Origin of the sequence: Candidatus Poriferisodalis sp. (assembly GCF_965219595.1) — a bacterium.
Classification (GTDB): Bacteria; Actinomycetota; Acidimicrobiia; order Acidimicrobiales; family Poriferisodalaceae; genus Poriferisodalis.
Map to the genome: position 1 here is coordinate 3,003,103 of NZ_OZ244781.1, position 14,053 is coordinate 3,017,155.

General features: G+C 66.3%; 12 protein-coding genes. 5 read left to right on the plus strand and 7 right to left on the minus strand.

Features of this window, described 5'->3' with window-relative positions; all coding sequences use genetic code 11:
- The first annotated feature begins 69 nt into the window (after positions 1-69).
- Complete coding sequence (locus ACOQPE_RS13265; RefSeq protein WP_420609366.1) at positions 70-825, plus strand: IclR family transcriptional regulator; 756 nt, start codon at positions 70-72, stop codon at positions 823-825.
- Between the two features lie 5 nt (positions 826-830).
- On the opposite strand, the gene ACOQPE_RS13270 is transcribed toward ACOQPE_RS13265, so the two are convergent.
- The 3 genes from ACOQPE_RS13270 to ACOQPE_RS13280 are packed head-to-tail and all read right to left on the minus strand — an operon-like array spanning position 831 to position 5,192.
- Entirely contained in the window at positions 831-1,880 is a 1,050-nt protein-coding gene (locus tag ACOQPE_RS13270) for an electron transfer flavoprotein subunit alpha/FixB family protein (RefSeq protein ID WP_420609367.1), read from the minus strand.
- Positions 1,877-2,641 (minus strand): electron transfer flavoprotein subunit beta/FixA family protein, encoded by a 765-nt coding sequence (locus ACOQPE_RS13275; RefSeq protein ID WP_420609368.1) that lies wholly within the window; start codon positions 2,639-2,641, stop codon positions 1,877-1,879. The genes ACOQPE_RS13270 and ACOQPE_RS13275 overlap by 4 nt, the downstream gene beginning before the upstream one ends.
- A gap of 28 nt (positions 2,642-2,669) precedes the next feature.
- Entirely contained in the window at positions 2,670-5,192 is a 2,523-nt protein-coding gene (locus tag ACOQPE_RS13280) for an FAD-dependent oxidoreductase (protein ID WP_420609369.1), read from the minus strand.
- A gap of 233 nt (positions 5,193-5,425) precedes the next feature.
- On the opposite strand from ACOQPE_RS13280, the gene ACOQPE_RS13285 reads away from it, so the two are divergent.
- The 3 genes from ACOQPE_RS13285 to ACOQPE_RS13295 are packed head-to-tail and all read left to right on the plus strand — an operon-like array spanning position 5,426 to position 8,697.
- Positions 5,426-7,135 (plus strand): formate--tetrahydrofolate ligase, encoded by a 1,710-nt coding sequence (locus ACOQPE_RS13285; RefSeq protein WP_420609370.1) that lies wholly within the window; start codon positions 5,426-5,428, stop codon positions 7,133-7,135.
- Positions 7,136-7,147: 12 nt separating this feature from the next.
- Positions 7,148-8,008 carry a methylenetetrahydrofolate reductase gene (locus ACOQPE_RS13290; RefSeq protein ID WP_420609371.1) on the plus strand — a complete coding sequence of 287 codons (861 nt, stop codon included), beginning with the start codon at positions 7,148-7,150 and terminating at the stop codon, positions 8,006-8,008.
- Positions 8,005-8,697 (plus strand): hypothetical protein, encoded by a 693-nt coding sequence (locus ACOQPE_RS13295; protein ID WP_420609372.1) that lies wholly within the window; start codon positions 8,005-8,007, stop codon positions 8,695-8,697. Before ACOQPE_RS13290 ends, ACOQPE_RS13295 begins: the two co-directional genes overlap by 4 nt.
- On the opposite strand, the gene ACOQPE_RS13300 is transcribed toward ACOQPE_RS13295, so the two are convergent.
- The 4 genes from ACOQPE_RS13300 to ACOQPE_RS13315 form a co-directional block, all read right to left on the minus strand.
- Complete coding sequence (locus ACOQPE_RS13300; RefSeq protein WP_420609374.1) at positions 8,659-9,933, minus strand: MFS transporter; 1,275 nt, start codon at positions 9,931-9,933, stop codon at positions 8,659-8,661. The genes ACOQPE_RS13295 and ACOQPE_RS13300 overlap by 39 nt on opposite strands.
- Before the next feature lie 33 nt (positions 9,934-9,966).
- A complete protein-coding gene (locus tag ACOQPE_RS13305; protein WP_420609375.1) occupies positions 9,967-11,181 on the minus strand; it encodes an NAD(P)-dependent oxidoreductase in 1,215 nt (404 codons plus the stop codon).
- A 177-nt stretch (positions 11,182-11,358) separates the two neighbouring features.
- Positions 11,359-12,318, minus strand: a complete 960-nt coding sequence (gene denD / locus ACOQPE_RS13310; protein WP_420609376.1) for a D-erythronate dehydrogenase — start codon at positions 12,316-12,318, stop codon at positions 11,359-11,361.
- A gap of 58 nt (positions 12,319-12,376) precedes the next feature.
- On the minus strand, positions 12,377-12,700 hold the full coding sequence (locus ACOQPE_RS13315; protein WP_420609377.1) for a hypothetical protein: 324 nt from the start codon (positions 12,698-12,700) through the stop codon (positions 12,377-12,379).
- Between the two features lie 139 nt (positions 12,701-12,839).
- On the opposite strand from ACOQPE_RS13315, the gene ACOQPE_RS13320 reads away from it, so the two are divergent.
- Positions 12,840-14,030: a CaiB/BaiF CoA transferase family protein gene (locus ACOQPE_RS13320; RefSeq protein ID WP_420609378.1), complete on the plus strand. Its 1,191-nt coding sequence runs from the start codon at positions 12,840-12,842 to the stop codon at positions 14,028-14,030.
- Positions 14,031-14,053: the final 23 nt, after the last annotated feature.

Sequence of the window (14,053 nt, forward strand, 5' to 3'; positions counted from 1 at the left end):
TTCCACAATACGGCACAAAAATACCGTCAACCGACAGGTCCATGCTGCCCGCGGGCTACCGTGGAGCCGGTGCAGTCGATCTCTCGCGCGTTCGCTGTCTTGCGGGCATTGGCCGTGGGTCCACAGGGTGTCACCGACGTAGCCGATCACGTTGGGCTGCCGAAGAGCACGGTGGCCCGGCTGCTGACATCGCTCGAAGCAGTCGACGCCGTCGTCCAGGACGACGCAGGCGGCGATTACCGGCTCGGACAGGGACTCATCGACATCATCGGGGCTGCTGGTGCAGATCGGAGCCTGCTGGCCGCGGCACGCCCGCACCTGCACAGCCTGGTCAACCAGGTCGGCGAGACGGCCGGCGTGAGCGTTCGTGCAGATCGGACGGTGTACTACCTCGACCAGGTCGAGCCCGAGTCCGAAGTGCAAGTGCGCTCGTGGACGGGCGAGTACTGCCCGATGCACTTGGTGCCTTCGGGGCTCGTGTACTTGGCCCATCTCAGCCCCGAGGCACTCGATGAGTACGTGCGCGCTGGTCTTGAGGCGACGACTGCGAACAGCATGGTCGATGCCGATGCGCTGAAGACGCGGCTGAGCCAGGTTGCCAACGCCGGATACGTCTGGGTGTACGAGGAGTTCGCCATCGGGATCAACTCGGTAGCCGCGCCGGTATTGAACGAGGAGGGTGCAGTGGTAGCGGCCCTGCATGTTCACGGGCCCGCGTACCGATTCCCCGATCCGAACAGCACCCACGACATCGGCCTCGTGCTCATCGAGGCCGCATCGAACCTGGCGGAGCACCTGGCAGGACGGGCGCCCCTGCCGGTGTAGCCGGCTCAGCTCGAGCTGGGGCGGTCGCGGCGGCGCCGGATCTCGTCGCAGATCGCGGGCACGACTTCGTGCAGGTCAGCAATGACTGCGTAGCCCGCCTTGGTGACCATGTTGGCCTCAGGGTCGATGTTGATCGCCAGGATGTTCTTCGAACCCATGGCGCCGACCCAATGCTGGATCGCTCCCGAAATGCCGCAGGCAATGTAGATCTCTGGGGCGATCCGGGTGCCCGTCTGGCCGACTTGGTCTGCGTGCGAGCGCCAGCCGTTGTTCGTGACCGCTCGTGAGCATCCGACGCGGCCGCCGAGCAGGTCCGCTAGCTCTTCGAGCGGGGCGAATCCGTCTGCTGAGCCGACGCCTCGGCCGCCCGACACCACGACCGGCGCGGTGGACAGCGTGACGCCCTCGGCCAGCGTCACCCGATCGCGGACCAGGGTCTGCTGCACTTCAGGCCCAAGGTCGGGCTCGAAATCGGCAACAGCCGCTGGGACGGGACCGCCCTCGCACGGCTCGGCCTCGATGGAGTGCTGCGCAATAGTCAGCAGCGGCAAGGTCGAGGTGAGGGTCACGTCCTCGAGCAGCGAACCGCCCCACTGGATGCGAGTGATGTGCCACGCATCGCCGCCTGCGGGGCCGGACGGCGCATCGGCCAGCGAGCTTGCTGGCGACACGTTCACGCAGTTGGCCACAAGCGGCAGGTCGGTGCGGGCGGCGAGCTGGGCCATGGCCTCGGCACCACGATCGGTTCCCGCCGCCACGACGGCCACAGGCCCTGCAGCCTCGACGAACATCGCGAGCGCAGTGCCCCAGGCATCGGGTCCGTAGTCGGCCAGGAATGAATGGCGTCCGCAGTGCACCACAGCGGCGCCATAGTCGGCGCAGGCGGCAACGAGATCGGCGCCGTGCGCATCGAACAGGTCGCCGTCGCCCAGGATGACGGCTACGAGATCCGTGTTCAGGTCCGAGGCGAGCGAGCGGGCCGCAGTCAGGGCTTCCAGGGCACCGCCTGAGGGGACACCACGGTCGTGGTCGATCAGGACAGCGACGGCGCTCACAGCACCCCCAACTCGTCCAGCAGGTCCACCACAGCGGGTGCTGCAGCGGCACTGTCGCCGAGTTGCACGGTGGTGCTGGCACGCTCGGGCGGCCGGTGCAGCCGAACCCGTGACTGCCCGCCCGCATCAACATCGGCGGCGCAGTCGAGCACCTGGATCTGGGCCTTGCGCGAGGCGAGACGCCCTTTCATGGTCGGGTAGCGGGGCAGGTTGATGCCTTCCTTGACACCGAGCGCGCAGGGGGCCTCGAGCTCGTACACCTCGTAGCCGGCATCGGTCTCGCGGCGCGCGGTGAACCCTCGCTCATGGGGGTCGATGCCCTTGATGCCGTTCACGATCGGCCTCCCGAGCGCGTGCGCCACCCGGATGCCGACCTGGAAGTTGCCCCCGTCGGCAGATTCGTTGCCGAACAGGATCAGGTCGAACTGCCCACCGGCGGCCTCGAGCTCCCGCACAGCGGACGTGATGGCGACGGCCGTTCGCTGGGGATCCCAGTCGAGGCCGCCCTCGGCCATCACCAGGGCGAACTCGTTGCCGCCGACGCTGGCTGCATAGCGCAGCTGCTCAGTGGACGCCTCGGGACCCAGCGTGAGCACCACGACGGCATGGTCATCGCCGTCGAGCTGCTCCACGATCTGGGCGGCCTCCTCCACCGCGCATTCCTCGTGCGGGCTGGTGGTGAAGCCCAAATGGGCAGTATCGACCTGCTGGCCGTCATCGGTGACATTGATGCGTGAGCCGACGGCAGGCACTCGCTTCACGCACACCAGGATGCGCATCAGCGCGCCCTCAGGCCTTCATGCGGCTGTCGTGGGGATCGAACAGCGCGAGATTCGCACCCGTCGCCTCCACCGTCACCGGGTACTGCTCATGTTGATACATGACCGACAGCTCAGTGCCCGCTGCAGCCAACTCGGGCGGCAGGTAGGCCATTGCCAGGTAGGCACCGAGCGATGGTGCGTTGCCCGCGGTGGTGACGCGGCTGACCCTGCCATGCGAGTCGACAATCCGCTTCCCCGCCGGCGTTAGCACAGGCTCGTTGCCGGCCCCCATCGGGAAGCGGTCGTAGCCCTCGGCACAACGCAGGCTCTCGAAGCGCAGCACACAGAGCTGGGCTGCCAGCGGCGCCTCCCGGGCCGCCAGGTACGCCTCCTTGCCGATGAAATCGGCAGCTTTCACCCGGGGCCGGGCCAAGCCTGCCTCGACCGGGTTGTAATCGCTCTCGAGCTCGGCGCCCATGAGGCGGTAGCCCTTCTCGAGCCGTCCGGTGGTGCCATACACCCCCGCACCGACCGGCCGCAGGCTGTATTCCCGCCCGGCCTCGGCAATGGCGTCCCACAGCGCCAGCCCTGCGCTCGTAGGGCAGTAGATCTCGAAGCCCGCATCGCCGACGTAGGAGATGCGAAACATCTGCACCGGGATGCCCGAGAGCAACGCATCGCGCACCTGGCCGTAGCCGAAAGCCTCCTGGGACAGGTCGGTTTCGGTCAGCGTCTGCAGCAGCGCGATCGCATTGGGGCCCCACACGCCATAGGTAGCCAAGGCCTCGGTGCGGTTCTCGAAGTGCACGCCGTCGGCGGGCAGGTTGTGGCGGAACCAGTACTCGTCACGACCGCCGTCGAATGCACCGGTGGCAATGCGGAAGCGGTCCTCGGACAGGCGCACGATCGTGAGGTCGGACCGGAAGCCGCCGTCGGCGGTGAGCACCGGGGTATAGATCGAGCGGCCGACCGGCAGGTCGCACTTGTTGACCACCATCTTCTCGATATAGGGCACCACGCTTGGGCCCGACACCTCGAACACCTGGAACGGCGAGATGTCCACCAGCCCGCAGTGCTCCCGCAGGTGCAAGTGCTCGGCATCGGTGATGGGACTCCACCAGCGAGCATCCCACTCGTGGGTACGGCCCTCGATGCCGTAGCGGTCGACGAGGTCGGCATTCGATTCGTACCAGTGCGGTCGCTCCCAGCCGCCGGCCTCGAAGTAGAAGGCTCCGAGGTCATCGGTGCGGGCCTTGGCGGGTCCGCAGGTGAAGTTGCGGCGCGTCGCCCACTGCTCGCGTGGATGCACGATGCCGTAGGTCTTGTTGAAGTGCTCGTCGGCCCGGGTCTCGATGTGGATGACGTTGCGATCCTGGGGGTAGAAGCGCGTGACGTCCGAGCCGTGGGGATCGGTCATGCGGGGATAGCCGTAGGTCATCCATTCGGCCATCAGGCGCCCCACACCAGGACCTTCTTTGACCCACACCGCCGCCACCGACCACAGGTTCTCGACCTCCGGTGTCGGGCCCAAGACCGGGGAAGCATCGGGCGTCAGCGAGAGCAGGCCGTTGATGGCGTACTTGATCTCACCGTCGCCCAGGAACTCCATCAGCTCGATGGCCTGCTCGAGTTGTTCGTCGAAGTCATCGGGCGTGAACGGCATCTCGGTCGGGCTGAGAGCTGCTTCCTCGTTGGAAGGGATGTCCTCGACACGGTGCAGGATTGGCCGGTGGGCGTAGCTGCCCACCTCCATGGAGCCGGCCGACTGGCGCTCGTAGCAGAAGGTGTCCATGTCGCGCACGATCGGGTATGCCAGCTCCTGATTTGTCTCGACCAGCACGTCGAACGGGCCCACATCGACCATCTGGTGGACGGCGGGTGTGAGCGGGATGGTGGCTCCGGCCATCTGGGCGAGCTTGGGGCTCCATACGCCGCAGGCGATCGCCACGGTGTCGCATTCGATGCGGCCCCGATCGGTCACCACTGCGGAGACGCGGGGGCGGTTCGCTCCGGCCATGGTCTCGATGTCGAGCACTTCGGTGTTGGCGAAGGTCTGCAGGTGGCCGGCCTCGGTGGCCCGGCGGCGCATCTGCGTCCCCGTCTCCAGCGAGTCCACAGCCGAGACGCTGGGGGTATAGAAGCCGCCCAAGATGACATCGGAGTCGATGAACGGCACCATTTCGACGACCTCGTCCACCGTGAGCAGCTTCGACTCGATGCCCCAGCACGTCGCCGAGGTCATGCGGCGGCGAAACTCCTCCATGCGCTCGGGGCTGCGTGCCACTTCGATTCCGCCGCACGTGTTCTGCAGACCCAGTGCCTCGTACTGATGCTGGCTGTCAACCGTGAGATCGACGATTTCCTTGGAGTGATCGACGGGGAAGATGAAGTTCGATGCGTGGCCGGTGGATCCGCCCGGATTGGGCAGCGGGCCCTTGTCGAGGAGCACGATGTCGGTCCAGCCGAGATCGCTGAGATGGCCGACCAGGCAGTTGCCGACGATGCCTGCACCAATGACGACACAATCTGCCCGCGCCGGAAAGTCACTCATAACTCTCATCCCCCGCCATTGCTGGTCAACAGCATGCCGCAGCACCGCTGCCGCATATCGCTGCTATGGATCGATGCTGTTCTGTATGATGGAACAGTTCCGCTCAGCGGAACAGCAACTAGGGGAACAGTAGCCGAACGACCCGGCAATTGACGACATCGAACCAGTGGCGCAGCGAGGCCGCGAGGTTCTGGCAGGGTGTAGAGGGCTCAATTCGTGTGGGGGTGCACGGCATGGCAACGACAGGCGGATTTCCAAGTGATCTCGAGATTGCATCGGCTGCACAGATCCGGCCGCTGACCGAGATCGCGGACGAGGCGGGCATCCCGCTGGAATACCTCGAGCTGTACGGCTCCGGCGTGGCCAAGGTCAAGCTGGAGGCCGTCGAAGCGATGGCTGACCGGCCCCGCGGGCGCTACGTGGTGGTGACGGCCATCACCCCGACGCCGCTCGGCGAGGGCAAGACGACCACCACGGTTGGGCTCGGGCAGGCGTTCGGACACATCGGGCGAACCGCCACCATCGCCATCCGGCAGCCGTCGATGGGTCCCACCTTCGGCATCAAGGGCGGAGCGGCCGGCGGCGGCTACAGCCAGGTGGTGCCGATGGACCTGTTCAACCTGCATCTCACCGGCGACATGCACGCCGTCACCGCAGCGCACAATCTCTGCGCTGCCATGCTGGATGCGCACCTGTACCACGGCAATGAGGCCGGCTTCGATATTCACAACATCACCTGGCGCCGGGTGCTGGATGTCAACGACCGGGCCTTGCGGAACATCACCATCGGATTGGGCGGCCGCCTCGACGGCATCCCCCGCGAGTCGGGCTTCGACATCACCGCTGCCTCGGAGGTGATGGCGACACTTGCGCTGTGCACCTCCATGTCAGATCTGCGTGCTCGGCTCGGCCGCATCGTGCTCGGCTACACCAAAGGCGGCGAGCCGGTGACCGCCGAGGACATCGGCGCCGCCGGGTCGATGGCGGTGCTGCTGCGCGAAGCCATCAAACCCAACCTCATGCAGACCTTGGAAGGATCCCCGGCACTCGTGCACACGGGTCCCTTCGGCAACATCGCGACCGGGAATTCCTCGATCGTTGCCGACCAGATCGGTATCGGCACGTCCGACTTCCTGCTCACCGAGGCGGGCTTCGGTGCCGACATGGGTGCGGAGCGGTTCTTCAACATCAAGTGCAGGTACTCGGGTGTCTCGCCCGACGCGGCAGTGATCGTGGCGACCGTGCGTGGCCTCAAAGCTCATTCGGGCAAGCACCGGATCGTGGCCGGGCGACCGTTGCCGCCTGCCCTGCTCGAGGCCAACCCCGATGAGGTGCACGCCGGCGGCGACAACCTCCGCAAACAGCTCGAGAACGTGCGGATGCACGGTGTCTCGCCGGTGGTGGCGGTCAACCAGTTCCCTGGCGACCATGAGGCCGACCTTGCCGCCATCGCCGAGATCGCCGCCGAGTACGGGGCCCGCTCGGCCCGCTGCACTCACTTCGCCGACGGCGGCTCCGGCGCGGCTGGCCTTGCCGAAGCCGTGGCCGAGGCTGCCGAGGAGCCGACGGACTTCTCGGTGCTGTACCCCGATGACATGTCGCTGCGCGACAAGATCCGCGCCGTCGCGACCAACGTGTACGGCGCAGACGATGTGAGCTACACCGCCCGGGCGAACCGCGAGATCGACGGCTATGAGCGCAACGGCTTCGGCAACCTCCCGGTGTGCATCGCCAAGACCCACCTGTCCATCTCGTCGGATGCCTCGCTCAAAGGCGCCCCGACCGGCTGGACTCTGCCGGTGCGCGAAGTGCGGGCGTCGGTTGGTGCCGGGTTTGTGTATCCGATCTGCGGCGACATGCGCACGATGCCCGGGCTCGGACGTGACCCGGCAGCCCGTCACATCGACCTGGATGCCGACGGCGACATCGTCGGCCTGAGCTGAACGGAGCCGTTGTTGTTGAAAGATGCTTCTGGTCGCCGTCGACTGCTGCAGCACGCTCAGTGGGAGCTCATCCCGCTGCGCAATCTGGCAGAGCAGCTCCCGGACCTGCCTCCCCAGTCGCCGGTATCGGTGACGGCGTCGGCGTCCAAGACGCTCGAGGACACATTGGACCTCACTGCCGAGCTGTGTGCACTGGGCCATCGCCCGGTGCCCCATGTCGCAGCTCGCATGGTCGCCAGCCGTGATCACCTGGAGGAGCTGCTGGGTCGCATCGAAGCGATGGGCCTCAGCGAGATATTCCTGGTAGGCGGCGACGTCGCTTCCCCTGCCGGCCCATTCGACAGTGCCGTCGGGCTGCTCGAAGCGCTGCGCGAGGTCAATCACTCCCTCGTTCACATCGGCGTCACGTCCTACCCCGAAGGGCATGCGCTCATCACCGACGCCGTGCTGCATGAAGCGCTGCACGTCAAGCAGGTGCTGCTGGCCGAGGCGGGTATCGAGGGCCACGCAGCTACCCAGATGTGCTTTCACCCCAAGGCCATCCTGGAATGGCTGGCCGCCGAGCGCGACAGCGGATTCAACCTTCCCGTGCATCTCGGCATTCCCGGAGCGGTCGATCCGGCACGGCTGCTGCGGATCGGCACCCGGCTGGGAGTCGGCGCGTCCCTGCGCTACCTGCGCAAGAACACCGGGGCTGTGGCTCGCATGCTGCGCCCCGGGGGCTATGACCCGAGCGGGCTGGTCGATCGGATCGCCCCCCACGCGGAGCGGCTCGACATAGCCGGCCTGCACGTCTTCACCTTCAACGCGATCGCCGACACCGTCGCTTGGCGCGAGACAGCGCTCGCCGAGACCTCCTCACGCCGGAGGTGAGCACGAGCCGTCTGACGCTGCCGGCGGGGCTGCTCGCCGGGTTCGAGATAGCGCTGCTCGCAGCATTGGGCATCGCGCATCGCGTGTACTGGCAGGGTGGAGTCGGGGTCACGTATGTGGTCTTTGCCCTGTTCCTCTCGACCAATCTCGTGATCTGCTACTGGGAGATCTGCCTCTTCTTCCGGCGCGACTACATCGAGTCTCGGTCTGCCTACTGGCAGCAGCAACGGCTGCACACCGGCAAGAGCCCGGCACTCACGTTCCTCACGTCCAAGGTTCCGCTGCGGTCAGCGTTCTCTCCGACTGTCTGGGCCGACGTGTGGGCCAGCTATTCCGTGTACGACGGTTCGTATGCCGATCGCCGTACCTACGGATTCAACGTGGACGTGGGCAATGGCTTCATCACGGCCATACCCACGCTGATCTTGTATGCAGCGTTCACGACGGAATTCCTTTCGCCGCTTGCGGCAGGAATCCTCGGGATCATGTTCTTCTGGCAGTGGACGTATGCGACGTCGATCTATCTGGTGAGCTTCTTCATCGCGAAGCGCCACCGAGACATCAGCAGGCGCGAGGTGTACGGCATGATCCTGGCGTTGAATGCCACCTGGATCGTGGTCCCGCTGCTGGGGCTGTACGTCTCCATCCGCCTAGTTGTCGACGGCAGCTACGGCGCCATCGGCGGCTGACGGCGACTCCCCCCGTCGCGGTACCGGGCGGGAGGGGGCAGGCTCTTCGGAAATGCTGAAGTGGATTGCGGCTGCCGCGATACCGAGCGCGGCCGCCAGCCACCACCACAGGTCGTATGAGCCGGTGAGCTCGCGAATCTCGCCACCGCCCCAGGAACCGAGGAATGCGCCAACCTGGTGGGACAGGAAGACGAAGCCGAACAGGGTTCCGGCCCTGCGCACGCCGAATTGTCCCAGCACGATGCCCGAGGTCAAAGGCACGCTGGCCAGCCACACGATCCCCATCACGACGCCGAACCCGAGGGCCACCACGGGGGTCGGCGGCAGCAGCACCAAGCCGGCGAAGGCGAGCGCCCGGGTGCTGTACATGATGCTCAGCAGCCGGCTCTTCGCGAACCGCATGCCCAGCGCGCCGGCGGCAAACGCTCCCACGATGTTGAACAGGCCCACGAGCGACCACGACATGTTGGCGATTGCGGTCTCGAGGCCGGCATCGGTGAGCGTCTTGGGCAGGTGCACACCGATGAACGTGACGTGGAAGCCGCAGACGAAGAACGTGCAGTTCACCAGCAGGTAATCGCGATGGCGAGCGGCCCTCGCCAACGTCGTCCGGAGCGATTCGTCGTCGTCTGGCACCGCTTCGACGGCTTCGGCAGGTCCGGACTGGGTGCGCAGCGGCCGGACGAACAATCCGATGGACACCGTCACGACGGCCAGGACAGTCAGCGCACTGCGCCAGCCGAATGCGCTGATGACAGCACCGGTCAGCGGTACCAGCACGAAGTGCCCGAGCGAGCCGCAGGCCGTGGCCACGCCCAGCGCCATCGAGCGTCGTTGGGGGTCCACGAGCCGGCTCATCGACGACAGCACCACTGCAAACGACGCTGCTGACATGCCGAGCCCGACGATCACCCCGCCCCCGAGATGCAGCCCAGCGGGCCCGTTGGCTGCACCCATCACCAGCAGGCCGCCCGCATAGGCGATGGCCCCCACAACCAGCGTCCGCGCCGCGCCGAACCGGTCGGCGATGGCACCCGCGAGCGGTTGGCCCAGGCCCCACACGAGGTTCTGCAGGGCAACGGTCAGCCCGACCGTGCCGATGCCCACATCCAGCGCTTGGTCGATGGCGTCGGGGAACAGCCCCATCGTGGCCCGTACGCCCAGCGTCAGCGCAGTGATGATGCTGCCGGTGATCAGGATCGGCGCGATCGAAGTCTTGCCGGTCTCGGGGCGCACCGGATCAGGGTATGACTGGGGCCGAGTGCTCGCTCAGCGGGAGTTGATCAGCCGGACGCCGTATACCGCTTCCATCTCGCCTAGCTCGCCCAGCACCTTGCGTGACGGTCGGCGAGACACCCGGATGGTGGCCACCGCGGCGTGATGCTTGGGACCGGCCAGGATCTCATTGCGCATCTGCAGCACGTTGATGCCGCTGGCCCGCAAGGCCATGAGGATCCCCGCCAGCACGCCCACCTGATCGCGGTGACGGACCACGATGGTGCTGCGACCCAGCGGCCGCTCTGCACGGTTGACGCAATTGAGCACGTCGCCTGCCGTGAATGCCTCGAGCACCTCGACGACACCGTCGGCAATGTCCTCGGAGGCCTGGACCGTGGATGCGCCGACGTGATGGGTGCCGGTGACCCGAGGGTGCGACGCGAGCGGCGAGTGCCAGTCTGGGTCGGCACCGGGCGGTTCCCCACAGAACACATCGAGTCCTGCCCGCATCCCTCGCTCGTCGAGGGCGCGCAGCAACGCCCTCTCGTCCACGATCTCGCCGCGGGAGGTGTTGAGCAGGATCGCCCCGTCTGGCATCTTCGCCAGGAAGTCGGCATCGACGAGGCCGCACGTCTCAGGTGTGGCGGGCAAGTGCACCGAGACGATGTCGGCGCCTGCGAGCAGGCTGTCCCAATCGGGATGGATCTCGATCTCGAGCTGCTTCATCTCAGCCAGCAGGCCCGCAGAGCGATCCGAGCGATACAGCGCTGAGAGCTCGATGCCGAACGCCGCGGCGCGATGAGCGACCTCGATGCCAATGGCGCCCATGCCCACGATCGCCATCCGGCGGCCCTTCAGACCTGTGGCGCCCATGTACTGGGACTTGTTCCAGCGGCCTTCGTGCAGGTCAGAGGTGGCATCGGGGATCTGCCGGTCCACCGCCAGCAGCAAGCCCATGGTCAATTCGGCGACGGCTACGGCGTTCCGGCCCGGCACATTGCAGACGTAGATACCGTGCTTGCTGGCGCCGTCGCAGTCGATCGTGTCGGTGCCGGCGCCGGCGCGCAGCACCATGCTGAGCCGATCGGCGGCTTTGAACACCTTGCGCTTCACTTCGGTGCTGCGCACCACGACCACCTCGATGCCCTCGATGTGATCGGCCAGATCATCTGCCGTCAGCTCGGGCTTGACGATGCATTCGTGGCCCGCGGCCTCGAGCCGGCCCAAGCGTCCGGTGTCGATCTTGTCGGCAAACAGAATGCGCATCGGCGTCACCGCTAGGACAGAGTGTGCGGTCACAGCGCCGCCGCAGCAGCGGCCGGGACATATACCCGCATGTTCAGCCAGTGTGCCAAACACGCGACCCTGCGCGGTGCCACTGTTTCTCCCGCTCTTGTTCCCCATTCTCATGTGATGGGGCTCACGGGCCGCTCGGGCCCTGGCTCAGCCGGAGGCGACGTCGTCTTCGAGATAGGCGTGGATGATGGCGTCGTAGCTCTCATCGGGCGTGAAGCCCAGATCCAGAGCTCTCCGGGTATCGAATCGCTCCGGCCATCCAGAGACGATGTGCGCGATCGTCGGATCAGGCGACTCAACGATCAACGTTGCCGCTTCGGCGCCAGCGACACGAGTGAGGGCTTCGATCTGTTCGCCGACGGTCACCGACACCCCCGGCATGGTGAGGTTGCGCCGTGCTCCCAACGCCGCGCTGTCGAGTTCTGCGGCGTGGAGCATGTACCCGACTGCAGCACGGGGGCTGGCATGGCTATGGCGCACTTCCCTCGAAACGGGCAGCACCGCCGGGGTGCCAGCGAGCGGCTCGCGGATGATGCCGCTGAAGAATCCGGATGCGGCGGCATTGGGCAAACCCGGACGAACGCTGATGGTGGGAAGCCGGATGCCGATGCCATCGAAGAAGCCGCGGCGGGTGTAGTCGGCCAGCAGCGCCTCGGCGACCATCTTCTCCATGCCATAGGAGGTGAGCGGCGTCAGGTGGAAGTCATCGGGGATCGGATCGGGGAACGGTGCGCCGAACACCGCAATCGACGACGTGAACACGACCCGTGGCATCCCCTCGGCGAGGCGCAGCGCATCGAACAGCGCCCGGGTGCCGTCGACGTTGACCGCCATGCCCTTGTCAAAATCGGCCTCTGCTTCACCGGAGACGATGCCGGCAAGATGGAAGATCACATCCGGCACAGGTCGCAGCAACTCAGCGGCGACGCCGGGTTCGCAGATATCGGCGACGTGCGCGCTACAGATGCCGTCCTCGGTGGATGTCTCGACGATGTCGACGAGATCGATCCGGTCAATGGGGCTCCCACGCAGCGCGCCAACGTCCACCAGCCGCCCGGTCAGCTTCCGGCCCAGCATCCCTGCGGCCCCGGTGATCAGCACGTGCATCTGGCAAACCTCACTTTGGGCGTGTCTGAGACACTGCCGCCGTGCCGAACGTCGCGTGCTACAGCAGCTGCCCGATGTCGAGCACGAGCAGGATCACCAGCAGCACGATGATCCCGACGTTGAGGACGCTGACCGGCCACTTCCAGCGGTGATCGGAGTGCCAGTGCCGCTTGATGCTGGCGATGTTCGCCCACAGTGCAATCAGCGAGATCGGTATGCCCACCGCAGGCCCGACACCCGGCGCCAGCCCGATGAATGGCGCCACGAAGGGCAGGAGCACATATGCCAGCGTGCAGCGAATGGCCGAGATCAAGATGGAGAACCGCAGCGTGCGGGCGGATGCTTCGTCGAGCTCCGGAGCTGCAGCGGCGGCGTCGGTCACGGTCGCCCATTCTCGCAGCAGCGACCTGTGTTAGTGCACTGCGAACGGCCGGCGCGCCCGCCGACGTGCGGGTGCAACGGTGAGTGCTCAGTACGATCTTGGCCACTTGCTGGGAAGGCACTGAGATCAAGGGGAAACCATGGCCGGCGCACTCGATGGAGTAAGAGTTCTGGATCTGTCCACGCTGGTGCAAGGACCGCAGGCGGCAGCCATGCTGCACGGTCTCGGCGCCGAAGTGATCAAGATCGAGCTGCCCCAGGTCGGCGATGTGGGCCGCCACGTCGACGTCCTCGAGGACTACGGCCATTCGTCGGTCTATATCGCGTGCAACCGGGGCAAACGCTCGGTGACGCTCGACTTGCGTGTCGACGCGGGCAAGGAGGCCTTTCTGAAGCTGGTGGAAACCTCCGACGTGGTGCTGTCAAATTTCAAGCCCGGCACGCTCGACGAATGGGGCCTGGGCTATGACGACCTCGCAGCCGTGAACCCAGGCATCATCTGGGCGGCGGGGAGCTTCCTGGGTCCCTACGGGCCGGAGGCCGACCGCGAGGGTGCCGATATCGCTGGGCAAGCCTCCGGCGGAGTCATCGCCTCGAGCGGTTTCGACGGCGGACCGCTGTCCACCTATGGAGCGCTCGTCGCCGACCACTGCGGCGCGCAGAACCTGCAGACAGGCATCTTGGCGGCCCTGTACGCACGCGAGCGGACCGGCCGGGGCCAGCGGGTCGATGTGAGCCTTCTTGGCGGGCAGATCTGGCTGCAAGCCGTGGAATACACCCACTTGCTGCTGACCGGTGAGGAAGCAGGGCGGTCCAACGGCGGTCACCCCTTGGTGCACGCGTTGTATGGCGTGTTCCCCACGTCCGATGGCGCCATCGCCATGGCAGGTTGCCCGGAGCATCTGTGGCCGGGAATGTGCCGAGCCATTGAGCGACCCGACCTCGAAGACCATCCGCAATGGAATGCCTACTTCGTGCCACGGGAGGTGGCGCTGGAGCTGCGGGCGTTCTTCGTAGAGGTGTTTGCCACCCGCTCCACCGAGGAGTGGTCGAAGCGGCTCGAAGCCGAGGAGCAGCGGTTCTGTGCCGTCCGCAGCCATTCAGAGGTTGTGGCCAATGAGCAGCCGTACGTCAACGGCTACCTGGTCGAGGCCGACCATGACGAGTGGGGCACCCAGACCTGGGTGGGCTGCCCCATCACCATGTCGGACACGCCCACGCGACCTGGCATCGACGTGGCCGAGTTGGGCCAGCACACCGAAGAAGTACTGCTCGAAGCCGGCGTCGAATGGGACGATCTTGAGCGCTGGCGAGAAGCGGGCGCCTGGTAGCTGCAGAGTCCCCTGCCGCCTCC